The 21,384-nt window shown below is 47.9% G+C and carries 27 protein-coding genes and 1 pseudogene; 25 read left to right on the top strand and 3 right to left on the bottom strand.

Translation table 11 applies throughout. From position 1 onward, the window contains the following. Positions 1 to 121: 121 nt before the first annotated feature. The 3 genes and pseudogenes from QGT73_RS10095 to QGT73_RS10085 form a co-directional block, all read right to left on the bottom strand. Positions 122 to 811, bottom strand: a pseudogene (locus QGT73_RS10095) (YWFCY domain-containing protein); the annotation flags it as partial. 20 nt (positions 812 to 831) lie between these two features. After that, positions 832 to 2,121 (bottom strand): conjugal transfer protein MobB, encoded by a 1,290-nt coding sequence (gene mobB, locus QGT73_RS10090; protein WP_124075914.1) that lies wholly within the window; start codon positions 2,119 to 2,121, stop codon positions 832 to 834. After that, positions 2,100 to 2,522: a plasmid mobilization protein gene (locus QGT73_RS10085; RefSeq protein WP_124075915.1), complete on the bottom strand. Its 423-nt coding sequence runs from the start codon at positions 2,520 to 2,522 to the stop codon at positions 2,100 to 2,102. Before QGT73_RS10085 ends, mobB begins: the two co-directional genes overlap by 22 nt. 1,080 nt (positions 2,523 to 3,602) lie before the next feature. Between QGT73_RS10085 and QGT73_RS10080 the strand changes: the two genes are divergently transcribed. The 25 genes from QGT73_RS10080 to QGT73_RS09960 all read left to right on the top strand — a co-directional run bounded on the left by QGT73_RS10080 (position 3,603) and on the right by QGT73_RS09960 (position 21,383). Beyond that, on the top strand, positions 3,603 to 4,358 hold the full coding sequence (locus QGT73_RS10080; protein WP_123615404.1) for a ParA family protein: 756 nt from the start codon (positions 3,603 to 3,605) through the stop codon (positions 4,356 to 4,358). Positions 4,359 to 4,362: 4 nt separating this feature from the next. Beyond that, positions 4,363 to 4,818, top strand: a complete 456-nt coding sequence (locus tag QGT73_RS10075) for a DUF3408 domain-containing protein (protein ID WP_123615403.1) — start codon at positions 4,363 to 4,365, stop codon at positions 4,816 to 4,818. Further along, on the top strand, positions 4,815 to 5,342 hold the full coding sequence (locus tag QGT73_RS10070) for a DUF3408 domain-containing protein (protein WP_123615402.1): 528 nt from the start codon (positions 4,815 to 4,817) through the stop codon (positions 5,340 to 5,342). The genes QGT73_RS10075 and QGT73_RS10070 overlap by 4 nt, the downstream gene beginning before the upstream one ends. Continuing rightward, on the top strand, positions 5,339 to 6,085 hold the full coding sequence (locus QGT73_RS10065; protein WP_123615401.1) for a hypothetical protein: 747 nt from the start codon (positions 5,339 to 5,341) through the stop codon (positions 6,083 to 6,085). Before QGT73_RS10070 ends, QGT73_RS10065 begins: the two co-directional genes overlap by 4 nt. 8 nt (positions 6,086 to 6,093) lie before the next feature. After that, positions 6,094 to 6,414 carry a DUF4134 domain-containing protein gene (locus QGT73_RS10060; RefSeq protein ID WP_370280120.1) on the top strand — a complete coding sequence of 107 codons (321 nt, stop codon included), beginning with the start codon at positions 6,094 to 6,096 and terminating at the stop codon, positions 6,412 to 6,414. 6 nt (positions 6,415 to 6,420) lie between these two features. Next, the gene (locus QGT73_RS10055) at positions 6,421 to 6,741 is read left to right on the top strand and encodes a DUF4133 domain-containing protein (RefSeq protein WP_123615399.1); all 321 of its coding nucleotides are present in this window, start codon (positions 6,421 to 6,423) and stop codon (positions 6,739 to 6,741) included. After that, positions 6,738 to 9,245, top strand: coding sequence for a TraG family conjugative transposon ATPase (locus QGT73_RS10050; protein WP_123615398.1), 2,508 nt, complete (start codon positions 6,738 to 6,740; stop codon positions 9,243 to 9,245). The genes QGT73_RS10055 and QGT73_RS10050 overlap by 4 nt, the downstream gene beginning before the upstream one ends. After that, positions 9,242 to 9,430, top strand: a complete 189-nt coding sequence (locus tag QGT73_RS10045) for a hypothetical protein (protein ID WP_123615397.1) — start codon at positions 9,242 to 9,244, stop codon at positions 9,428 to 9,430. The genes QGT73_RS10050 and QGT73_RS10045 overlap by 4 nt, the downstream gene beginning before the upstream one ends. After that, on the top strand, positions 9,427 to 9,561 hold the full coding sequence (locus QGT73_RS10040) for a hypothetical protein (RefSeq protein WP_255201570.1): 135 nt from the start codon (positions 9,427 to 9,429) through the stop codon (positions 9,559 to 9,561). The genes QGT73_RS10045 and QGT73_RS10040 overlap by 4 nt, the downstream gene beginning before the upstream one ends. 44 nt (positions 9,562 to 9,605) lie before the next feature. Then, positions 9,606 to 10,199, top strand: a complete 594-nt coding sequence (locus tag QGT73_RS10035) for a hypothetical protein (RefSeq protein WP_123615396.1) — start codon at positions 9,606 to 9,608, stop codon at positions 10,197 to 10,199. 5 nt (positions 10,200 to 10,204) lie between these two features. Next, positions 10,205 to 10,834, top strand: coding sequence for a DUF4141 domain-containing protein (locus tag QGT73_RS10030; protein ID WP_280122347.1), 630 nt, complete (start codon positions 10,205 to 10,207; stop codon positions 10,832 to 10,834). A gap of 17 nt (positions 10,835 to 10,851) precedes the next feature. Continuing rightward, a complete protein-coding gene (gene traJ / locus QGT73_RS10025; RefSeq protein ID WP_123615443.1) occupies positions 10,852 to 11,850 on the top strand; it encodes a conjugative transposon protein TraJ in 999 nt (332 codons plus the stop codon). Positions 11,851 to 11,858: 8 nt separating this feature from the next. Continuing rightward, positions 11,859 to 12,482 carry a conjugative transposon protein TraK gene (gene traK, locus QGT73_RS10020; RefSeq protein WP_123615394.1) on the top strand — a complete coding sequence of 208 codons (624 nt, stop codon included), beginning with the start codon at positions 11,859 to 11,861 and terminating at the stop codon, positions 12,480 to 12,482. Positions 12,483 to 12,492: 10 nt separating this feature from the next. Beyond that, positions 12,493 to 12,786, top strand: a complete 294-nt coding sequence (locus QGT73_RS10015) for a TraL conjugative transposon family protein (protein ID WP_123615393.1) — start codon at positions 12,493 to 12,495, stop codon at positions 12,784 to 12,786. Positions 12,787 to 12,832: 46 nt separating this feature from the next. Continuing rightward, complete coding sequence (traM, locus tag QGT73_RS10010; protein ID WP_217939028.1) at positions 12,833 to 13,960, top strand: conjugative transposon protein TraM; 1,128 nt, start codon at positions 12,833 to 12,835, stop codon at positions 13,958 to 13,960. Positions 13,961 to 14,082: 122 nt separating this feature from the next. After that, on the top strand, positions 14,083 to 14,988 hold the full coding sequence (gene traN, locus QGT73_RS10005) for a conjugative transposon protein TraN (RefSeq protein WP_217939033.1): 906 nt from the start codon (positions 14,083 to 14,085) through the stop codon (positions 14,986 to 14,988). A 10-nt stretch (positions 14,989 to 14,998) separates the two neighbouring features. Beyond that, positions 14,999 to 15,580 (top strand): conjugal transfer protein TraO, encoded by a 582-nt coding sequence (locus QGT73_RS10000; RefSeq protein ID WP_123615390.1) that lies wholly within the window; start codon positions 14,999 to 15,001, stop codon positions 15,578 to 15,580. Positions 15,581 to 15,583: 3 nt separating this feature from the next. Further along, positions 15,584 to 16,276: a hypothetical protein gene (locus QGT73_RS09995; RefSeq protein WP_123615389.1), complete on the top strand. Its 693-nt coding sequence runs from the start codon at positions 15,584 to 15,586 to the stop codon at positions 16,274 to 16,276. Further along, positions 16,273 to 17,139 (top strand): toprim domain-containing protein, encoded by an 867-nt coding sequence (locus tag QGT73_RS09990; protein WP_123615388.1) that lies wholly within the window; start codon positions 16,273 to 16,275, stop codon positions 17,137 to 17,139. Before QGT73_RS09995 ends, QGT73_RS09990 begins: the two co-directional genes overlap by 4 nt. A gap of 14 nt (positions 17,140 to 17,153) precedes the next feature. Continuing rightward, the gene (locus QGT73_RS09985) at positions 17,154 to 17,678 is read left to right on the top strand and encodes a DUF3872 domain-containing protein (RefSeq protein ID WP_371136764.1); all 525 of its coding nucleotides are present in this window, start codon (positions 17,154 to 17,156) and stop codon (positions 17,676 to 17,678) included. Continuing rightward, on the top strand, positions 17,675 to 18,172 hold the full coding sequence (locus QGT73_RS09980) for a glycoside hydrolase family protein (RefSeq protein WP_123615387.1): 498 nt from the start codon (positions 17,675 to 17,677) through the stop codon (positions 18,170 to 18,172). The genes QGT73_RS09985 and QGT73_RS09980 overlap by 4 nt, the downstream gene beginning before the upstream one ends. A 92-nt stretch (positions 18,173 to 18,264) precedes the next feature. Continuing rightward, entirely contained in the window at positions 18,265 to 19,467 is a 1,203-nt protein-coding gene (locus tag QGT73_RS09975; RefSeq protein WP_123615441.1) for a site-specific integrase, read from the top strand. A 289-nt stretch (positions 19,468 to 19,756) separates the two neighbouring features. Next, on the top strand, positions 19,757 to 20,344 hold the full coding sequence (locus QGT73_RS09970) for a sigma factor-like helix-turn-helix DNA-binding protein (RefSeq protein ID WP_217939027.1): 588 nt from the start codon (positions 19,757 to 19,759) through the stop codon (positions 20,342 to 20,344). Further along, positions 20,341 to 20,823 carry a hypothetical protein gene (locus tag QGT73_RS09965; protein WP_123615385.1) on the top strand — a complete coding sequence of 161 codons (483 nt, stop codon included), beginning with the start codon at positions 20,341 to 20,343 and terminating at the stop codon, positions 20,821 to 20,823. Before QGT73_RS09970 ends, QGT73_RS09965 begins: the two co-directional genes overlap by 4 nt. A 2-nt stretch (positions 20,824 to 20,825) precedes the next feature. Continuing rightward, positions 20,826 to 21,383 carry a cysteine peptidase family C39 domain-containing protein gene (locus tag QGT73_RS09960; RefSeq protein ID WP_123615384.1) on the top strand — a complete coding sequence of 186 codons (558 nt, stop codon included), beginning with the start codon at positions 20,826 to 20,828 and terminating at the stop codon, positions 21,381 to 21,383. Position 21,384: the final 1 nt, after the last annotated feature.

Genomic DNA, 21,384 nt, shown 5'->3' with positions numbered 1-21,384 from the left:
TGCTACACTCCCTGCCGTCTTTCGTTGGACAGATAAGTCGGTGATGATAGGTCATTTTCAAAGAACACTTGCCTAATCCTTGCCAAAGGGACTATTAAGACACTACCTTGACTGGCGCACCATATAAATAGAGTCCGAATCCTTTCTCTATCTGCTGTTTAATGAAGTTATTGACTACCGCATACGACTTACCGGAGCCGGGAGTTCCGAGCACAATCGAGGCACGAAACGGGTTCACGATATTTATCCACCCTTTGTTCCACTTCTTATTATAGTAGAACCGTGTAGGCAGATTTACGGAATACTCATTCTCCAGCAGACGCGTCTCCTGCATGAAGGATTCATTCTCCTCATTGAAGCGGTCATCCATCATATTATTATTAAGGAGTCGGCTCATATACACACCGCCCATCAGCATACAGATGTAGCCTATGGCGGTACATATTATATAGGTATAGTTCCAATGTAGAGCCGGCATCCACCAGTTCATGAAGAACAGCACAGCTCCGACACTGAGTAGAATCCAGATATGGATCCACTGTATTTTCTCGTTTTTTACACCTCGTGAGCCGAAGCACGACAGTCCGAGAAAGAGTAAAGCCCACCATTTGGCGTTCCACGGGTTGCGAAACATTCCGCAGGCTTCATTGAAATTGGTCAACACCTTCATTGTCTCGGCATGGAATCCCCATCCATCCACAAGTTCACGACAGAACCAATAGATGTTGCCTACAACGATTGCTATGCTGACGGCGCGGAGAAGATCCATAATCTTCGCCAACGCTCTGAGGTCGTCTTCTTGTTGTGACATTGTTTTCTTGGGTTAAAGGTTTATAACTGCGGACCGCGACGTCTTTTCTTTCTACGCTGCATAGCCCGGTAAAATGCTTCTTCCTCGGGATTGAATCCGGGTCCGACTTGGAATAGGTCGAGCCCGGGGAGTGTCGGTTGCTCATAGTCATTCTTATAGTCATGTGAATTAGCCTGACTTTGCCCGGTTGACGGATTAGACTGAGGCGGAGTTGAAGTATCACCAGTAGTCTGAGCTGTATCCGGATTCGGGGTACCCGAAGCTGAGAGAATTGGCTTTTCGCCATCGCCATTGAACCAGCGTTCAAAAGCATTTGCCGAGAACTCTTTTCCAAGTCTGGAGCCATTGAGAACGGTATGGGTGTTGTGGTCAACAAAAGTCGCCCCATAGATTCTACCATCTTCATTGTATCGAAGAACAAGGTCGATACCTTTGCTATTGAGACTGGCAATGAAATCGTCCTGACCTGATGACTGAGCCATGACTGATGCCACGATTCTTTTCGTCGGTCGAATCTCAACATTCTCTTTTGACCTCTCAAAATGACCTTCCACTGCGGCTCTGCTGGCAAATTTCCCGAGCCGAGAAGCCTTGAACGGAGTCGAGACAGTATCGCCGTTATCATTCATTGCAAAGTAAACGAGACCATGATACTCCCGACCATTGATTCTTCCGTCGGTGGGTTCACACCTTATATTATATAAGGAGAGAATAGCATTGTATTCGCCAAGAGTCTGGAACTTATAGCGCATCCCGACAAGTTTGACAGTATTCTGTACTTGTCGCTTGATGTCGCCCGACGGGTCAAGTTTCCTTATGGGAGTATCTGGAGATACTTTCTCACGCTGGGCTTTGTGAAGATTATACTTCTGTTCCAGCTCATTGGTGATTGCCTTGCTGCGACGGAACAGGAAAGCCTGATTAAGACGCTTACCTTGCTCGTTGACATTGACAGTCACTATATGAATATGGTGGCGGTCGATGTCCTCATGCTTATAGATTACGAAGGGCTGGTCGCCGAATCCCAGTTTGTCAAGGTACTCACGGGCCAGAATCTCGAAATCCTGGTCGGTGAGCCTGTCATCGGGATGCGGGTTCAACGATATGTGAAGAACCGGCTTCTTGGTTCTGCCCATCTTAGGCATGAAACTTTTGAAGTCCTCAACCATTTGGGCTATTCGTGCATGACCGTCAGGAGGGATCACAACCTTGTTTGAGCCAAGGATACGTCCTCTTGCCTCGTTTATTTTTTCGCCGTTATAGGCAAGTGCTCCGTAGAGAGATGATCCTATACTGATTTTTGCGACCATTGCTCATCGAATTTTTCGGTAAGTTCCTTGACTTCGCCCATGATTGCTATCATGTCACGGGTAGTTTTTTCCAGATTATAAAGAAGGCTCATAGCTTTCTTCTCTGTGAATCCTGCTCGAAGTTCTCTTACCACTATGTTATAATTCACACCTAACGTGCGGAACTGGGAGAAAAATTCGCCCAGTTTCGCAGTATAGAGTGCGAGGGTTTTGTCTGTGACAAGCACTTTGAATGGCTTGTCTGCTATGACCTGCTTGATGAAAGTAGCCTTTACGGTCTCGCCGGCTCTCTCCATCATGCGCTGCAATGCGTCATATTCGAGGTCATCGAACCTCACCATGACGCAATGCGTGCAGGGGTTGGACGACTTGGGTCGCCCGGCCTTATCTGATGTTTTCATTGTTTCAAGGGAATAAAATGGTGGCACAACGTGCTGTCCTCTCCAATGCACCGCAGGTTTTCCATGGGGATTGCGACTTCGGAGCGGTCCCAAGCCCCGGCACGGCAAGGTTATTTCGTGGTAACGGCAGAGTTACCCGAAATCCAAACGGTTACTGTTTGGACACCTTGCTGTGTTCCAATGAACACTCTCTCCTATAAGAAAACCTGAATGGATTGCCTCTGATGTGGTCCATGCTCAGAGGCTGTGCGGATGCTGAGGACACAGCTTCCGTTGCTCGATGCAAAGTTACGGCGGTTTGCCGCCGGTTGGTGCTATATCTATTGTATATAGCTATATACATGTACAACCTTATGCTATATCTGGCCAAAAATGTTTGGTGGGAATGAAAAATTATCCCTTACTTTGCAACGTCAACGACACGAAACGCCTCCGACGGGAGGCTCTCAAATCGGGTCGATGATACGAGATGTCTCTTAATAATACTATGACACCCGACGGTGATTGACTGATTGGCCAATCAATCGCACAACTGAATCTCCGTCAAGTCACTATTGATTTTCAGCGCGATAGGTTCTCACCTATGCGTGGATGGTAAATGTTACCGCCCCTATGACCGTCGATTGCGGCCGCCCATGTGGTCCCACGGCAATTCAATCGACACTTCACCCAACTGATTATACACCTGTTTGATTGACCGGGTAAAGCATCAACCATTCAGTTGATTGCCTGCCTCGCCAAACAAGCGATTGAGTAACTGATTGGTTAGTCAGAACGTCAGTATCGCTAATGTCCAAAGTGGCAGAACTGCAACTGACTGATTGACTAATCGGGCAGAATACCGCTCGCTTGATTGACTGAAGCCATACCCAATCAATCGCCCACCCAATCATCTGACTGCGCAGTTGCGCGATTAACCGGTTGATTGGTTGAAGACCTGATTAGTCAGCACTTCAACCAATCAGTCAATCGCCTGTGTGACCAGTTGATTGAGTGGTCAGGCAGTTGCGTATTCAGTTGAGTGAGCGGTCAAGCGATTAGACAACTGAATTTTCAACCCTCCATCTCCCAGTAATCAAGATGAAGAAACCTATTCTCGTCGCCGTGTCATCGCAGAAAGGCGGTGTCGGCAAATCGACCATAACGGTACTTCTCGCCAGTTGCCTTCATTACCTTAAAGGGTATGAAGTGGCGGTTATCGACTGTGACCCTCCCCAACATAGTATCGCTCGTGAACGTGACCGTGAGTTGCGTGACTGTGAGCAGAGCGAGTATCTACGAAAACAGCTCTACGACACTTTCCAGAAATCACAGAAACGGGCATACCCGGTTCTGGAATGTGAAATCAGCGAAGCTCTACAAACGGCTCAGGACTATCTGGACCAGTATATCCCGGACTTTGTGTTTTTCGACCTCCCGGGTACCATCAACAACTTCAATGTGGTTGATGTAATCCGAAACGTCCAGTATGTCTTCTGTCCCATGACAGCCGACCGCCACGTGCTCGAAAGCGGCATCGGATTCTGCAACTATGTTCGTGAGGCCCTGATGACAACCGGTGTGTCCACTATCAAGGATCTATACGTGCTCTGGACAATGGTTGACCCGCGTGAACGGACAGAACTCTACAAGGTCTATGATTCGTTCATGGCTGAACTCAACATCAATGTGATGAAGTCCTCTCTGCCCAACAGCGTCAGGTTCCGCCGGGAAGGAAGTTGTGATGTGAAGCGAGCAATTTTTCGCTCCACTCTCATGCCTCCCGACCGTACCCAGCTCAAAGGCAGTGGCATAGAGCAGTTAGTGACTGAATTCCTTGAAATAACCACCAAGTAACGCTATGGCGAAAAAGAACGATGGACAGATTACACCCGACAATTTCCTTGACGCCTACAAGCCGGTATCCCCTCAGCGAAGAACTGACAAAGTGGATGCCGAGGCGGAAACCGAATTCCCAAAGGTGGAAGAAACCCAAGAAGATAATCGAAAAAATCCGGGTTCCGTTTTACCGCGCCGGCAAAATGGTGTGGTGAAGACACCGAAGGATTATCAGGATATATTTCTCCGGCCCAACTTGGGTGAGTCTATGCGGTATGGCAAGACTTACTATGTCTCGAAAGATGACTGCAAGAAAATCAAGGCGCTCATGAGGTGCTTTGGAGATGGCATGGAGAGATTTCCGTTGTCGGTTTACATTCACAACCTACTTGAATATCATTTCAATGAGTTTTCCGAACTCATTGAGGAGATGATGAATAAGCAACAAGTTCCCAACCCTTTTCAACACAAAGAATGAATCCCTCTATCAAAACCAATACAGGCAATTCCGAAAAGGCAAAATCGGATTATGCCGAAATATATCTGACCCGTGTGCCAATCAAGCACCAACGCTGTATCGGCATAACCGAAAAGACTCTCGACAAGCTGAAGAGCGTTGTACGCCTGATTGCGCAGAACAACACTACTGTAAGGTCGTATGCCAGTGCGATTCTGCGGGAGCATCTCAGAGAATACAAATTTCTCCATGAGATTATGCGCAAGGTAATGTACGACAAACTGATGCCTGGAGATCTGGCAATATATCAGACCGTCGGAGAAAATTACCTCGAAACATATCTCTGTCCTGACTCTCAGTCTCGCGGCTCAGCATGGATACACGTCGATGTCGAATGTGCCGAAGCTCTCAAGCAAATCGTCAGCTGGGCTGATACCGGAGCCACAATCGGGTCCTTCGCCGAGTCTATAATCCTTGTGCATCTTGGTCTGAATGACGAGCTTCTGGAACAGATGAAGTCAGACGTTTACAACTGCCAGCCATGACAAAAGACCTCCTTCTTGCAGCCGTCTTTCTGCTGAACATTGCGCTGATGGCGTACATCACTCTCGATGTTCTGCAACGAAAGAAAGATTCATCTGCTGAAACCGCCGGCAATTCTGCGGATACCAAATCGGAGTCCCCTGTGGAATCAGTTTCTGGTCCGGTACGAAAAGCCGGAATCGGGAAAAGTCGGTATTCGGTTGACGCTGTGAAAAAGATTGTGGCGAAGGCGACAGAAGCGGCTGTCGTAGAACTATTCAACGAGGATATTGAAATTGACGATGTCGAGTTTGATATTCCTGAAGAATCTACGGCTGAACCTTCTCCTCCGGCATTGTCACCTGAGGAAATTAAAGAGGCTTTTGAAACTGACAAGCGTATTGCCGATGAAATTGCGGCAAGCGATAATTCAGTGGCAGAGCCTATAGCCGAGGGAGCGACTTTTGACGAACTTGCCCGAGCTGAACTCATTCTTGGGCGCAAGACAGCTCCGACAACTGAGGAACATCAGTATGTGGTGCGTGTCTTCGCTGACTTCAAGAATACGGAGTTAATGACCCACCTGCCAAGGTATATTCTGGATAAGCTCGATGAATGCCATCGCAAAGTCGATGAAATCGCTGCTGAAAAGGAGTCTTCAAAAATTACGGCTCCCGAACCAGTCAGTGTGAAGGCATACGGAGAGTTTGAACTTTCTGATTTCTTACCCAAGTATCAAAAAACTATCCCCACTCCCCAACAATGAAACCCTCTATCATCAATAAAATTAAAATTATCAAGTGCCGCCTTGTGGTGGCTCTCATCGCCGGACTTCTCGGCGGTCTCCGTGCCGCTGCCGCCGGCAACGGTCTGAGCGGTATCAACGAGGCTACCTCTATGGTGACATCGTATTTCGACCCAGGCACCAAGCTCATCTACGCAATCGGTGCGGTTGTCGGTCTTATCGGCGGTGTCAAGGTCTATTCCAAGTGGTCGAGCGGTGATCCCGACACCACCAAGACAGCCGCCTCGTGGTTCGGAGCGTGTATCTTCCTGATTGTGGCCGCCACTATTCTCCGCTCGTTCTTCCTCTAATCAACTATGGCCGAATATGCTATCAACAAAGGCATAGGACGGTCGGTAGAGTACAAGGGTCTGAAGGCGCAGTATCTGTTCATCTTTGCCGGGGGCTTGCTCGCCCTGTTCGTGGTGTTCGTCATCATGTATATCGCCGGCCTGTCCCAATGGATCTGCATAGGATTTGGCGTTACTGCCGCCTCAGTCCTTGTCTGGCTCACCTTCCACCTCAATGCCAAGTACGGGCAGCACGGTCTGATGAAACTTGCCGCTGTGAAATATCACCCGCGCTACATCATCAACCGTCTGCGCCTTAACCGAATGATTAAATGTAGAAAACAATGAGAAATATACTGAAAGCCACAACACTGGAATCCAAGCTGCCGCTGCTTGCCGTGGAACACGGCTGCATAATCAGCAAAGATGCCGACATAACGGTCGCCTTCGAGGTTAGTCTGCCGGAACTGTTCACAGTGACATCCGCCGAATATGAAGCCATGCACGGAGCATGGTGCAAGGCAATCAAGGTGTTACCGCACTATTCGGTGGTGCATAAGCAGGACTGGTTCTGTTCGGAAAAATATCAGCCGGAGCTTCAGAAGGATGATTTATCCTTTTTGGACAGGAGTTTTGAACGCCATTTCAACGAGCGCCCATATCTCGCCCATAAGTGTTATCTCTTCCTTACCAAGACCACGAAGGAGCGGGCGCGTCAGCAGAGCAACTTCTCGACCCTCTGCCGTGGGCGAATCACCCCGAAGGAACTCAATCACGAGATGGTTGTCAAGTTCATGGAGTCTGTGGAACAGTTCGAGCGTATCATCAATGATACCGGCTATATCAAACTGCGTCGCCTCACGGATGATGAGCTGGTCGGAACAGAGAATTTTTCCGGACTTATCGAAAAATATTTGTCGCTGACAATGGACGATGTTACCTGCTTGGAGGACATTGACCTCGATGCTCGCCAGATGCGGATTGGCGACAAGATGCTCTGTCTGCACACTCTATCCGACACTGATGATCTCCCCGCAAAAGTCAGCACCGATAACCGTTATGAGAGGTTATCGACTGACCGAAGTGACTGCCGATTAAGCTTCGCAAGTCCCATCGGGTTGCTGTTGCCATGCAATCACATAGTCAACCAGTATGTGCTGATTGATGACCACGATGAGAACTTGGCAAGGTTTGAGAAGACCGCCCGCAACATGAACAGCCTTTCGAGGTATAGCCGAAGTAATGCAATCAACAAGGAGTGGATTGACCGCTATCTCAACGAGGCTCACTCATACGGTCTGACTTCCGTCCGCTGCCATGTCAATATCATGGCATGGAGCGATGACACTGAGGAACTGCGGCGAATCAAGAATGATGTCGGCGGTCAGTTGGCGACAATGGGTTGTATGCCACGGCATAACACCATCGACTGCCCGACACTGTTCTGGTCGGCTATGCCCGGAAATGAGGCGGATTTCCCTGCCGAGGAAAGTTTCTATACGTTCATCGAACTTGCCGTCTGTTTTTTCACTGCCGAGACCAACTACCGCAGTAGCCTGTCGCCTTTCGGTATCAAAATGGTTGACCGCCTTACCGGGAAACCGATACACCTTGATATATCGGATGAGCCGATGAAAAGAGGTATCACTACCAACCGCAACAAGTTCATCCTCGGACCGTCAGGTAGCGGTAAGTCTTTCTTTACCAACCATTTTGTCCGACAATATTATGAGCAGGGAGCGCATATCCTCCTGATTGACACCGGTAACTCATACGAGGGGCTTTGCAATCTGATTCATAATAAGACGCATGGCGAAGACGGTGTCTATTACACCTATACCGAGGACAGTCCGATTTCGTTCAATCCCTTCTACACCGATGACGGGGTCTTTGATGTGGAGAAGAAGGACTCAATCAAGACACTGCTGCTGACACTCTGGAAGTCAGAGGACGACAGAGTGACCAAGACTGAAAGCGGTGAATTAGGCTCTGCGTTGTCAATGTTCCTCGAAAAAATGGCTAAGGACAAAAATATCGTGCCATGCTTCAACTCGTTCTATGAGTTTATGCGCGACGGCTACCGTCAGGAAATGGCACAGCGTCCTATCCCCATCTACAAGCAGGATTTCGACATTGACAACTTCCTGACCACCCTCAGGCAGTATTACCACGGAGGCCGGTTTGACTTCCTGCTGAACTCCAAGGAGAATATCGACTTGCTCGGTAAACGATTCATAGTCTTTGAAATAGACAGTATCAAGGACAACAAGGAACTTTTTCCGGTGGTGACAATCATCATCATGGAGGCTTTCATCAATAAGATGCGAAGGCTAAAAGGTATCCGAAAAGTCCTTATCTGTGAGGAGGCTTGGAAGGCTCTTTCTTCGGCTAACATGGCAGAGTATATGAAGTACCTCTATAAGACTGTGCGTAAATACTTTGGCGAGGCGGTGGTGGTGACGCAGGAAGTAGATGATATAATCTCCAGTCCTATCGTGAAAGAGACTATCATCAACAACTCCGACTGTAAGATACTTTTGGATCAGCGCAAGTATATGAACCGCTTCGACCAGATTCAGGAGCTGCTCGGTCTGACCGATAAAGAGAAGTCGCAGATACTCAGTATCAATATGGCTAACAATCCCAATCGCCTATATAAAGAGGTGTGGATTGGTCTCGGCGGTACACAATCCGCTGTCTATGCCACAGAGGTCTCGACCGAGGAATATCTCTGCTATACCACTGAGGAAACGGAGAAGATTCAGGTACTCAACAAGGCGAGGCAATTAGGTGGCGACACCGAAGCTGCCATCAAGATGCTTGCCAACGAGAGAAAGGAGGGTGCGACATGAAAATTCCCAAAGCGTTTCACCCGATTCTCGGAGTGCAGACAGGTTTTATCCTCTTCCTCGCCGGTATTGCAATCCTCTCCACAGTCTTCGTGGCGACATACAAGGCTATTCAGTATGCCAAGCCATTTGTCTATGACGTGATTACAAACATCGTTAATCATCTCTCACAATGGCTGCCGCTATGAAAGTTCTGTATGCTCTGTGGGCAATTATTGCCGGTCTCTTCATCGGGCTACTTGCTATGATAACCTTTCCGCTGCTCCTGCTTTTCGTAGGAGTGAAAATAATCGGAGGCATGGCCTCCAAAATTCGATAACCCTTAACCCAATAAAAGTGAACCAGCAAATTTTTGAACTGGCAATGACACTCAAATATGTGTTGCTGCCCTACCTTTTCGCTGCCTCCATTGTAATCGGCATCATTGCCTTGGTGATTATAGTGGTGTGCGCGATCAAAGACCGCAAGAAAGTGTTTCCTCTCTCGGTCGATGTCACCAGTCAGTTTGACAATTCAGTTCTCATCTCAATTGATGAGAGGATGAAGGCAATAGCCGACATGCTCAAGGCTGAATTTAAGCCCAAGCCCCAAGTTAACCATAAAGCTTCTCTATGTGGCGTTTGGACAAATATCGACGATTCAATGAGGTACTACATTACCCCCAGAGGCGGGTTCTATGTACTATACATCGAATACCGATACCAGCCTGAGATTCCCGGAAAAACCTTCGTCATCAGATGTTCCACCTCCAATCCTGATGACAGCGACATCTTCTTTGCCGATGGTGATACTCTGCTGACGCTGGCTTACAGCCATGAGACAGACAGAATCTATCTTGCCGACTCAGGTGAGGAATTGGAACGCTATGAAGTACATGAATTGTCTGACATTGACAGCCTCGCTCCGGAATCCGTGGATTTTGACATCAATTCATTCATCGACTCAACAGAACAATGAAACATCTGAAAACAATCCTTACCCTGTTTGCCTTCTGTCTGCTTTTCGGTACAGGCAGGGCAAACGCCCAGTGGACGGTCATCGACCCGTCCAATATCGCCCAGAGTATCGTAAACTCTTCAAAGTCACTTGTTCAAGAGTCGCAGACAGCGACCCACATGGTCAAGAATTTTCAGGAAACTGTGAAGATTTACCAGCAGGCAAAGAAGTATTACGATGCTCTCCAGCAGGTGAATAACCTCGTCCGCGATGCCCGCAAGGTGCAGCAGACCGTCCTGATGCTCGGTGACATTTCCGGTTACTACGTCAACAACTTCAAGAAGATGCTGACTGACCAGAACTTCACCAGCGCGGAACTATCGTCAATCGCCTCAGGCTATACCCGGATTCTTGAAGAGGCCGGAGGTGTTCTCAACGATTTGAAGCAGGTTGTGAATATCACCACATTATCCATGACTGACAAAGACAGGATGGATGTAGTGGATGATTGCTACAACGAGATGAAACGTCTGAAGGGTCTGACCGCTTATTTCACCAATAAGAACATCTCGGTGTCTTATCTACGAGCCAAGAAGAAAGCAGATACACAAAGGGTTGTCAACCTCTATGGCGACGGCTCTGAAAAATACTGGTAATGTCTATGTTGTGTGCAATCGATTTTACAAATCTCCACTCAATACTCCGGTCGCTCTACGATGAGATGATGCCTTTGTGCAGCGACATGGCGGGAGTGGCCCAGGGCATAGCCGGACTCGGTGCATTGTTCTACGTTGCTTATCGAATATGGCAGTCTCTGGCAAATGCGTCACCGATAGATGTATTTCCGCTTCTTCGCCCTTTCGTCATCGGATTCTGCATCATGTTCTTCCCGACCGTGGTGCTCGGCACCATCAACTCGGTCATGTCGCCCATTGTGCAAGGAACAGCCTCGATGCTCGAAGGTCAGACTCTTGACATGAAAAAGTACCGGGAGGAGAAGGACCGACTTGAGTACGAACAGATGATGCGCGATCCCTCGACCGCCTATCTTGTAGATGATGCCGAGTTTGACAGGCAGATTGACGAACTCGGAGTGACGGAGGTAGGCACCGCCGCAGGTATGTATATCGAGCGCGGAATGTATAAAATGAAGAAAGCAATCCAGAATTTCTTTCGTGAATTGCTAGAGATGCTCTTTCAGGCTGCTTCGCTTACAATCGACACAATCCGTACTTTCTTTCTGATTGTGTTGGCGATACTCGGTCCGATTTCATTCGCATTGTCCGTCTGGGACGGATTCCAAAATACCCTCGTCCAATGGATATGCCGGTATATTCAGACCTATCTGTGGTTGCCTGTGGCAGACTTGTTCTCGACAATATTGGCGAAGATTCAGGTTCTGATGCTCCAGAACGACATTTCGGAACTTACAAACAATCCGAATGTTGACCTTGACGGAAGTAACACTGCTTATACCATCTTTATGATTATCGGCATAATCGGATATTTCACGATACCGACCGTTGCCGGATGGATTATTCAGGCAGGAGGCATGGGCAGCTACAACCGATCTATCAACAATACAGCCATGACCGGAGGGTCTTGGGCCGGAAGTATTGCCGGAGGCGTAGCCGGAAATGTAGTCGGAAGAGCCGGTAAACTATTAAAATAACTCAGACTGTGGAATTCAAATCACTAAAAAACATCGAGACGTCGTTTCGGCAGATACGACTCTTCGGCATAGTGGTTGTGAGCCTTTGCGCTGTTGTCGCTATTTCAGCAGTATGTATGTCGCTGAGATTTGCGGAAAAACAACGGGAAAAGATTTATGTCCTTGACAATGGCAAGTCACTTATGCTTGCCTTGTCGCAGGACATGAACCAGAATCGCCCGGCGGAGGCCCGCGAGCATGTGCGCCGATTCCATGAACTGTTCTTCACACTGTCTCCCGATAAATCGGCAATCCAGCACAATATTGACCGTGCGCTGATTCTCGCTGACAAGAGTGCCTACAATTACTATTCTGACTTTGTCGAGAAAGGATATTACAACCGCATTATAGCCGGAAACATCACTCAGGTTGTCAAGGTGGACAGTGTGGTCTGTGATTTCAACAATTATCCTTACATCGCAAAGACATACGCAAAGGAGATGATTATCCGTCAAAGCAATGTTACAGAGCGCAGCCTCGTAACCACCTGCCGCCTGACCAATGCGTCAAGGTCGGATGATAATCCCAATGGTTTCATAATCGAGGGTCTGACAATCTTGGAAAATCGAGATATTCAGACCGTAAAACGCTAACAAATATCCAGTGAAAATATCAAGTATCAAAGGAGCCATATATAATAAGGTGTGGCTCTCTCCCAAAACTCGTCTTTCCGGATTCATAAAACGGAAATGCGATGAGCTTCCCCAGAAGCAGCGACTCACTGTGGTGACTGTAATGCTGACTGCATTTATTCTCATAGCATTCTTTGTATTCGGACATGCTTGCTATAAAATGGGACTCGGACACCGTTCCGAAATGCAGGTTGAACACGTCCATCATATTGAGGTCGGTAAGTCTAACCCGGCAAAATCTGTTCCCGATGACGTGGCTCGATGATCTTAAATCCCGCTTAAAGCCCAAGAATACGGCAGAGCGGGAAAAGATGAAGAAGTATCTTGTGGTGTTTCCTCTGATGTTCATTTCCTGTATCGCCAGTATATGGCTAATCTTCGCTCCCGGTGAAGACGATGGTAAAACCAATGGCGGTGCCAACACCGAGCTTCCCGATGGTTCTACCGAAGGAATCGAGGGCAATAAGATAGCTGCTTATGAGGCTCAGGCACATCTGGAGGAAACGGAACAGAGAAACGCTCAGGCTGTTCAGCTTGAAGCTGTCACTGATTCTATTGCAGCACCTCAGGATACTGTTTCAAATGAAGTTCAGTCGTCAGCCGAGGCTTACCAGCAAGTTCAGGCTTCACTACAGGATTTTTATATCCCGGAGGATAATTCCGCCGCTCAGGTGGCGGAGTTGCAGGCAAAGATTGATGAGTTGGAGGCCCAGAACACTATGGCGCAGCAACAGAGTCAGCAGCCCAACGAGATGGAACTGATGGAGCAGTCATACAAATTGGCAGCGCAGTATCTCGGCACCGGCAATGGCAGTCAACAGGCTGTGATTGTCGATGAGCCGGAGAAAGACCGTAAGGTTATGCCCGTCAATCAGGTAAACCGCAATGTAGTGTCTTCCCTCAATGCCTCGACCGATAACACCCGCTCTTTCTCTACCGCCGTCGGCACCAAGCACACGAATTTCAAGAACACCATTTCAGCCTGTGTCGCTTCCGACCAGTCGATTACCGACGGGCAGAGCGTCAGGCTCCGCACGCTCGAACCTATGTGGATTGGCAACTCTCTGTTGCCGAAGAACACCACGGTGATGGGAGCTGCGCGGTTGCAGGGAGAACGTCTTGAAATCAAGATCGAGTCTATCGAGGCTCTCGGCTGCATCATGGAGGTTGACCTCTCAGTCTATGACTCCGACGGTCAGGAGGGTATCAACATTCCCAACTCGATGGAGAGTGATGCCCTGCACGAAATCGGCGCCAATATGGGCAGTACGATGGGAAGTTTCATCAATCTTACCACCAACGCCGGTGCACAACTCGCCTCCGATGTCGGCAAAGGTCTTATCAACGGTGTCAGCCAGTATCTCAACAAGAAACTGCGCACGGTAAAAGTCCATCTGAAATCCGGCTACAAAATCATGCTCCGTCAGAATGAGCAGTAATCATCAACCAATCCCAACAACAACGAATGAAAACAATCACAAAATTCTTTGTCGCGGCAGTGGCACTCTTCGGAGTGGCCACGGCTGCCAACGCCAAAAATTCCGATAACACCGATAATAACATGTCGTCTGAAAAGGTCGCAGAACATGACCTTAATGTCTATGGCGGCAACTACACCGACGGCGACAAGTTCGACGGCTTGACCCGAAAAATGGGCTTCGACCGCATGATTCCGCCTCATGCGCTGGAGGTCTGCTACAACAAGACCACCCACATCATCTTCCCGGCTGAAATCACATATGTCGACCTCGGCAACGAGAACCTTGTGGCCGGTCTCGCCGACGGTGCGAAGAATGTGCTTCGTGTCAAGTCTGCCTTCAAGTCGTTCAAGCAGGAAACCAACCTCTCGGTTATCACTGATGATGGGAGCTACTACACCTTCAACGTCAAATTTGCGAAAGAGCCTCTGCTTCTGAGTATTGAGATGACTGACTTCCTCCATGACGGCGAGGCTGTGAACCGTCCTAACAACGCTCAGGAGGTGTACCTCGAAAAGTTGGGTAGCGAGTCCCCTATGCTTGTAAAGCTGATTATGAAGTCCATCTACAAGCAGAACAAGCGCGAGATAAAGCATATCGGCTCAAAGCGTTTCGGGGTGCAGTTCCTCCTGAAATCCATCTATACCAACAATGGGCTTCTCTATTTCCACACCGAACTGAAGAATACAAGCAATATCGCTTTCGACATAGATTATGTCAGTTTCAAGATTGTGGATAAGAAAGTTATCAAGCGTACCGCCATGCAGGAGCAGGTACTCGAACCGCTCCGCGCCCAGAATTATGTGACAGTGGTACACGGCAAGCAGTCGGAGCGTACGGTCTTCGCTCTGGAGAAATTCACAATCCCCGACGACAAGCAGCTCGTTATTGAGGTCGCCGAGAAGGAAGGCGGTCGCCATCAATCCTTTGTGGTAGACAACGAGGACATCGTGAGAGCCAATGTAATTGACAAGTTATCAATCCAGTAAAACGTAAACTATGAAAAAAGCGATAATGATAATCGCTGCCATGCTCACCCTCTTCGGAGGGCGGGCAATGGCCCAGCGATGCCTCCCCGGAATGTCAGCGGTTGAAGTCCGTGCCGATATGGTAAACGGTTTCTTTGCCGGAAACTCCCGTAACTGTGGCTATAATTTTGGTTTGTTCTACTCCGTCATCAAGGGCGATAACGCCAACACTTGGTCTTTCGGTGGCGAATATCTCCAGACCTATAAGCCATACGGTGAGAAAGGTCGCATTCCCATTGCTCAGTTCACCGGCGAAGTCGGCTACAATCTCCACATTGTCAGCGACTACTCGCAGACTTTCCACCTCTACGGTGGAGTGTCCGCACTCGCTGGATATGAGACGGTCAACTGGGGCAAACATGTACTGAAAGACGGTGCTACAATCGGAGCAGATGATACCTTCATCTATGGCGGCGCAGTAACGCTGTCAGCCGATTTCTATCTCTCTGACCATGTGGTACTCGGTGCGCACATCAAAGAACGGTTTGTATTCGGCAATGACACTGGGCATTTCCTATTCGCCTATGGCTTACATCTCAAATACCAGTTTTAGCCTATGAGATACACGAAAAATGACATCAGGAATATCCCGCTGACGGAGTTCATGGCGGCTCTCGGCGAAAAGCCTGTCAAGGCTTTCGGGGACATGAAACTCTATTATGCCCCGCAGCGCGACGACCTGGAGCCGATGTTAGTGATAGATACCAAGGCAAACCGATGGTATGACCATGCCACTGACCGGAGCGGCGACATCATTGACCTTGCCGCCCTGAAGATGAGTCCCAACCTCTACACAGATCCACGCGATTTCATTCTCAAATACATGAACGAGTATGAGCAGGGCAACGGACTTTCAGCAATGGCTCGACAGCTTCAGGAGCCAACGGTTATCAACCTCGACATAAAGAAAGTGAAACTCACTGACTTTATGAAAGCGTTAGGCCAGGAACATCCGGTAGCGGCTGACGGCAATCTCCGCATATACAATGCTCCATATGATGCCAACCCCGAACCGACAATGGTAATCAACACCGAGACAAACCTTTGGCGTGATACAAAGTCCGGCGCATACGGCGGAATCTACGACCTCGCTTATGAACTGACAGGTTCATGCAATATGTCGGAGTTGAATCACTATATCGCAGGACAGATGTCAGCTTTGGAGAAGTCCAAAGGGAACGAGCAGAAGGTAGAGCCGCCCAAACAGGAACAGGAGCCTGACAAACCAAAACGGAAGATGCGCCTATGAACATCGACGAAATCCGGAAAATCTCGCTTGTCGAGTTTCTCAATCAGTTGGGGTATCAGCCCACCGGACGCGACAGGAAAGGTCTCTGGTTTTACTCCCCGTATCGCAGTGAGAGAAAGCCATCGTTCCATGTCAATCCACGGAGAAATCTGTGGTTTGACTTCGGAACGGGCGCGGGTGGTGACATCTTCTCGCTTGCCGGAGAAATGTCCGGTGAAACGGACTTTTTGAGGCAAGCCGATTACATCGCGGAGAAGATGCGCCTCCCGGTCGCTAAGCCCTATAAGCCAACACCGTTTGTCGAAGAGTCCACCTTTGAGAACATCGAAGTGTCGCGTCTGGAGTCGCCTGTTTTGCTGCGCTATCTTGCCGACCGAGGCATACCGAAAGAGATAGCCCAACGCTACTGTGTGCAGGTTGACTATGAGCTTTATGGCAAGCGATATTATGCCGTCGGCTTCCCCAATAACGCCAATGGATTAGAGTTGAGGAATCCAATTTTTAAGGGTTCTTACCCGCCCAAGCACATCACTCTGATTGCCAACGGCAATGCCCGTTGTAACGTGTTTGAAGGCTTCATCGACTTCCTTTCGGCGGAACGCCTCGGCTATAACGATGGCCTCGACACTATCGTGCTTAACTCTGTTTCCAATCTCCAAAAGGCAATCCCAGCCCTCGGTGACTATACTGTTATCCAGTGCTATCTTGACAATGACACCGCCGGTCGCGCGGCACTCGCCAGACTCCGCAGGGAGTTCGGCGACAAGGTCATGGACAAGTCTGCACTTTATCCCAATCACAAGGATCTGAACGACTACCTCATGTCGCTCTATCCGAAAAAATCAACAAAACTCAAACTCTGAAAATCGTGAAAACAATCATCAACAAAATCGGCGAAACCCGCCTCACTCCCGCCCGTTTCTTCGGGTTCTGGATTGCACTCTTCGCAATCGTTATATCCCTGACCTCATGTTCCGACGACCTCGACGTGCAGCAGTCCTATCCGTTCACGGTGGAAGTCATGCCATACGGCGACAAAATCACCAAGGGCGAAACCGTCGAACTTCGCTTCGAGATCAAGCCCGAAGGCAACTATGCCAACACCCTCTACACCATCCGTTACTTCCAGTATGACGGCGAAGGCACCCTCAAACTTGTTGACGGCCCCGTGCTGGTCAACAACGACCGCGTGCTTCTTGAAAGCAAGACTTTCCGCCTCAACTACACTGCCAACTCATCCGAGGCACACAAGTTCCTCGTGGTCATTCAGGATAACTTCAACTCAACCCCGTGGCAGCAGACTTTTGAGTTCAATAGTAAGGACAGTGATGATGTCGGCGACACAACACCCGGCATTATTAGCCCCGTCAATCCCGGAACCATAACACCTATCGGCTTATGAAAAGAATCCTGATATTTCTCATGACGTTAGTGACCCTTGCGGTCACTACACCAGCCTTTGCCGCAAAGCGGTCGATAATGGAGCTGCCTCCTTATGAGCGGGCTGTACTAATCATAAAGTACCATGAGACTTTGCATGACTCCCGAAAGCATTGGCCATACCTCGGATACGGTCACAGAAAACTCCCCGGAGAAAAATACTTTCGTGGCTATAAGATGAGTGAAAGAGAGGCTGATGCGCTCCTTCGCAAAGACCTCAACAAGTTCATCGCTCTCTTCAATGAGTTTAAGCCAATGGATGCTCTGCTTTTAGGCGTGTTATCATACAATATCGGCCCGGGGGCTGTAATGAAAAGCTCGGTCTATCGCAAACTGAAAGCCGGAGACCGTAATATTTTCAAGTCATACACTGCCCACTGCAAATATAAGGGCAAATTCCATAAAGGTCTATATAAACGTCGCTGTCAAGAGTTCGCAGCCTTATATATTCCGTAAAATCAACACATTATGATGCTGCCGGAGGGATGCGCTTTTCGGAGTGTATCCCTTCGCTGTATCTTATAGACAAATCAAAACGCCCAAAACAAATGGCTTCGATAAAAGTAAAGTTCCGTCCCTCAACTGTCGCTGACCACGAGGGAACAATCTACTATCAGATTATCCACGAAAGGAAGGTGCGACAACTCCTTTCAGACTACAAAGTATATCCATCGGAGTGGGATGAATCCCGCTCAATGGTCATGACCACGCAGAAGAGCGAGCGCAAATCATTCATTCTCTCAATACGCGAGCGCATCCGTTGGGATGTTGAGCGACTGATGAAAATTGACCGCAAGCTTGATGCCAACGGCCTGACCTACACAGCCGACGATGTGATAGACGAGTTTGCAAGATATTCCAACGAGTATTCTCTCTTCAACTTCATGCAGTCAATGATTGTCACATTGAAGCAGCGCAATCAACTCCGAACGGCAGAAACCTACAAGGCGGCATTAAACAGTTTCAAGAAGTTCCGTAACAATGAGGACATAATGCTCGATGCCATTATCTCCGATACGATGCTGACATATGAATCACATCTCAAAAACAAAGGCAACACGCTTAATACCATTTCCTTCTATATGCGTATCCTCCGCGCCGTTTACAACAATGCAGTGGATAACGAGGTTATCGAGAACCGGAATCCTTTCCGAAAGGTCTTTACCGGAGCGGAGAAAACGATAAAGAGAGCACTGAATCTTCCCACCATCAAAAAAATCAAGAATTTGGATTTGTCGCTCAGTCCCAAGACAGACTTCGCCCGTGATATGTTTATGATGAGCTTCTATCTTCGTGGCATGAGCTTTATCGACATGGCATATCTCCGAAAAACTGACCTCGAAAATGGTCGCGTGACATACCGCCGCCGCAAGACCGGTCAGCAACTCACAATAGAATGGACTAAGGAGATGCAGATGATTCTCGATAAATACCAGGAGAACCCCACACAATATCTGCTGCCTATCATTACCAAGGAAGAGGGCAATCAGCGACGTCGTGTCCGAAATGTCAACGAGAGTATCAACCACCACTTGAAGAAGGTCGCAGAGAAAGTCGGTGTACTCTCTCCCCTAACAATGTACTGCGCCCGTCACAGCTGGGCCTCGGCCGCCAAAGCAAAAGGTATACCCCTCAGTGTAATCAGCGAAGGTATGGGACACGATTCCGAAGCGACCACCCAAATCTATCTTGCCTCGCTGGAAACCTCCGTAGTCGATAAGGCTAACGCCCTAATCCTTAAAAGTCTTTAATTACAGCCCTGATTTCCCTATTCGGGAGATTGGGGCTGATTTGTTTGAAAAAAATCCCAATCTCTGAATAAGAGATACCTTAATGTCGCAAAATTAAGCATAATTCGCGACATGACAAAGGAATTTTTAAGATTTTTTCGACCGGACACGCGGTTTTGTAGCCTTCTGAAGCCGTTGATGTTTAGCAAATTTCAAATGACATCCTAATCAATTTGTTTAACTGCAAGTAGTTATGGCGTATCCGTATCTCTTATTCAGAGATGCCTTGTACTGCAAACGGAAAATAGTAATGCCAGACATCGTGACATATACCGACCAAGAGATAGTCAAGGCCATTCTAAATAGGGACACTGTCATCACGAAAGAGTTCCTATACGGGAAATGCTATCCCTTGTTCAAATCGGTTTTCGACAAATACTATACCGATTGCGGCAACTGTTTTGAGTTCATCAACGAAATCTACGTCTATATCATGTATCCCCACAAGGATACTCATGTTTCAAAACTCGCCGGTTTCGGATTTCGATGCACTCTAACCATGTGGCTGAAGATTGTTAGCGAAAACTATTGTCACCAACTTTACACCCGCAAAATTGAGACAACAGACTCAAATGAAATCGGTGGTGATAGAAAACTGCCAGATGACAACTCATTAGTGTCAGAAACAAGAAATCTCGACATGCACGATTTGAATAAAATACTCATTTCAATGCCTAATGAACGCTATCGCAAGCTCATTGAGTACCGCTATGTCGATGAAAAAACCAACGAAGAGACAGCAGCCCTCCTCGGCTTGACTATGGCCAACTACTACAACACCCACAAGAGAGCCAAGGAACAATTCTGTAACATTCTCAGAAAGGAGGGTCTGATATGATTAATGAAGAACTACTAAGTAAATTAGACCGCATCGAAGACCTCCCCGTCTCTGAAGAAATGCTTGGCGCCTATATGGAAGGCAACCTTGACTTCTTTGAGGAAGCTAACATTTCATCGATCATTCAAACTGATGCTTATCTATCCCATCTCATTTATGATGCTCGTTCATTACCAGCAGATTGTCCATTAGCCACAGTTCCCACATTACAGGAATTTGATTTGCCAATAAATAATCCTGCATTTGAATCTCTTTCTGATTCCGAGAATATGTCTTGGGGTGAAGAAACAGAAAATTTGGTCGCTTGCATTGAAACGTCAATGTGGGAAGATTCAGAAGAACCATCCTCCGAGCTGGACGAATTCAATAATCCAGAAAGATTTTCTATTGTTGATAGAAATGATCCATCAGAGGACTCTATAGATTTAGATTCGTCAATCAACGACGATCTTGAAGATATTGACAATCTAAATTTTTAGTTATGAATACTCAGAATGCAAATAAATTCTTTGGCCTTCCGACCTTAAATGAGGTTTCTGAAGCTATACATCAAGGTTATGCGGATTCCTGTGCAATTAAATCACAAGAAATCGTTCTAAATTCAATAGGAATCGAGGTTGACGAAGCCGTTTTGCGTGATGAAGCGATTGAAAACGGATGGTACACACCTGAACTTGGGACGCCATCCGATAAAGTGGGGAGTTTACTAGAACTTCATGGACTTTCTGTTCATCAACAACTTCACGGATCTCCATATAATCTAGTCAGCGAGCTTTCAAAAGGCCATCCTGTAATAGTTGGAGTTGATTCTGGCGAATTATGGAATCCCGGCCCTGATGAAATATTCGAGGATTTAATCAGCGGCCCCCGAGCTGACCATGCTCTAATTGTAGGAGGTATCGAGTTTAACGATGATTTTTCGTCTGGCTGGGTTAATTTGATTGACCCTGGGACTGGAGAATTAGGAGTGCCCTATGACCTCGATCAATTTGCAGATGCTTGGGCTGACTCGGATAACTTTATGATAACATTTGATTGAT

This window comes from Duncaniella muricolitica, assembly GCF_910574735.1.
Lineage (GTDB): Bacteria > Bacteroidota > Bacteroidia > Bacteroidales > Muribaculaceae > Duncaniella > Duncaniella muricolitica.
This window is presented reverse-complemented; position numbering and strand designations above follow the sequence as displayed.

Excerpts from the sequence above, each read along its gene's own strand:
- QGT73_RS10085 (WP_124075915.1), bottom strand. The coding sequence starts at position 2,522 with ATGAAAACATCAGATAAGGCCGGGCGACCCAAGTCGTCCAACCCCTGC.
- traM (WP_217939028.1), top strand. The coding sequence starts at position 12,833 with ATGAAGAAGTATCTTGTGGTGTTTCCTCTGATGTTCATTTCCTGTATC.
- QGT73_RS09995 (WP_123615389.1), top strand. The coding sequence starts at position 15,584 with ATGAGATACACGAAAAATGACATCAGGAATATCCCGCTGACGGAGTTC.
- QGT73_RS09980 (WP_123615387.1), top strand. The coding sequence starts at position 17,675 with ATGAAAAGAATCCTGATATTTCTCATGACGTTAGTGACCCTTGCGGTC.
- QGT73_RS09970 (WP_217939027.1), top strand. The coding sequence starts at position 19,757 with ATGCCAGACATCGTGACATATACCGACCAAGAGATAGTCAAGGCCATT.
- QGT73_RS09975 (WP_123615441.1), top strand. The coding sequence starts at position 18,265 with ATGGCTTCGATAAAAGTAAAGTTCCGTCCCTCAACTGTCGCTGACCAC.
- QGT73_RS10035 (WP_123615396.1), top strand. The coding sequence starts at position 9,606 with ATGACACTCAAATATGTGTTGCTGCCCTACCTTTTCGCTGCCTCCATT.
- QGT73_RS10075 (WP_123615403.1), top strand. The coding sequence starts at position 4,363 with ATGGCGAAAAAGAACGATGGACAGATTACACCCGACAATTTCCTTGAC.
- QGT73_RS10000 (WP_123615390.1), top strand. The coding sequence starts at position 14,999 with ATGAAAAAAGCGATAATGATAATCGCTGCCATGCTCACCCTCTTCGGA.
- QGT73_RS10065 (WP_123615401.1), top strand. The coding sequence starts at position 5,339 with ATGACAAAAGACCTCCTTCTTGCAGCCGTCTTTCTGCTGAACATTGCG.
- traN (WP_217939033.1), top strand. The coding sequence starts at position 14,083 with ATGTCGTCTGAAAAGGTCGCAGAACATGACCTTAATGTCTATGGCGGC.
- QGT73_RS10055 (WP_123615399.1), top strand. The coding sequence starts at position 6,421 with ATGGCCGAATATGCTATCAACAAAGGCATAGGACGGTCGGTAGAGTAC.
- QGT73_RS09965 (WP_123615385.1), top strand. The coding sequence starts at position 20,341 with ATGATTAATGAAGAACTACTAAGTAAATTAGACCGCATCGAAGACCTC.
- QGT73_RS10080 (WP_123615404.1), top strand. The coding sequence starts at position 3,603 with ATGAAGAAACCTATTCTCGTCGCCGTGTCATCGCAGAAAGGCGGTGTC.
- mobB (WP_124075914.1), bottom strand. The coding sequence starts at position 2,121 with ATGGTCGCAAAAATCAGTATAGGATCATCTCTCTACGGAGCACTTGCC.
- QGT73_RS10070 (WP_123615402.1), top strand. The coding sequence starts at position 4,815 with ATGAATCCCTCTATCAAAACCAATACAGGCAATTCCGAAAAGGCAAAA.
- QGT73_RS10040 (WP_255201570.1), top strand. The coding sequence starts at position 9,427 with ATGAAAGTTCTGTATGCTCTGTGGGCAATTATTGCCGGTCTCTTCATC.
- QGT73_RS10045 (WP_123615397.1), top strand. The coding sequence starts at position 9,242 with ATGAAAATTCCCAAAGCGTTTCACCCGATTCTCGGAGTGCAGACAGGT.
- QGT73_RS09990 (WP_123615388.1), top strand. The coding sequence starts at position 16,273 with ATGAACATCGACGAAATCCGGAAAATCTCGCTTGTCGAGTTTCTCAAT.
- QGT73_RS10050 (WP_123615398.1), top strand. The coding sequence starts at position 6,738 with ATGAGAAATATACTGAAAGCCACAACACTGGAATCCAAGCTGCCGCTG.
- QGT73_RS09960 (WP_123615384.1), top strand. The coding sequence starts at position 20,826 with ATGAATACTCAGAATGCAAATAAATTCTTTGGCCTTCCGACCTTAAAT.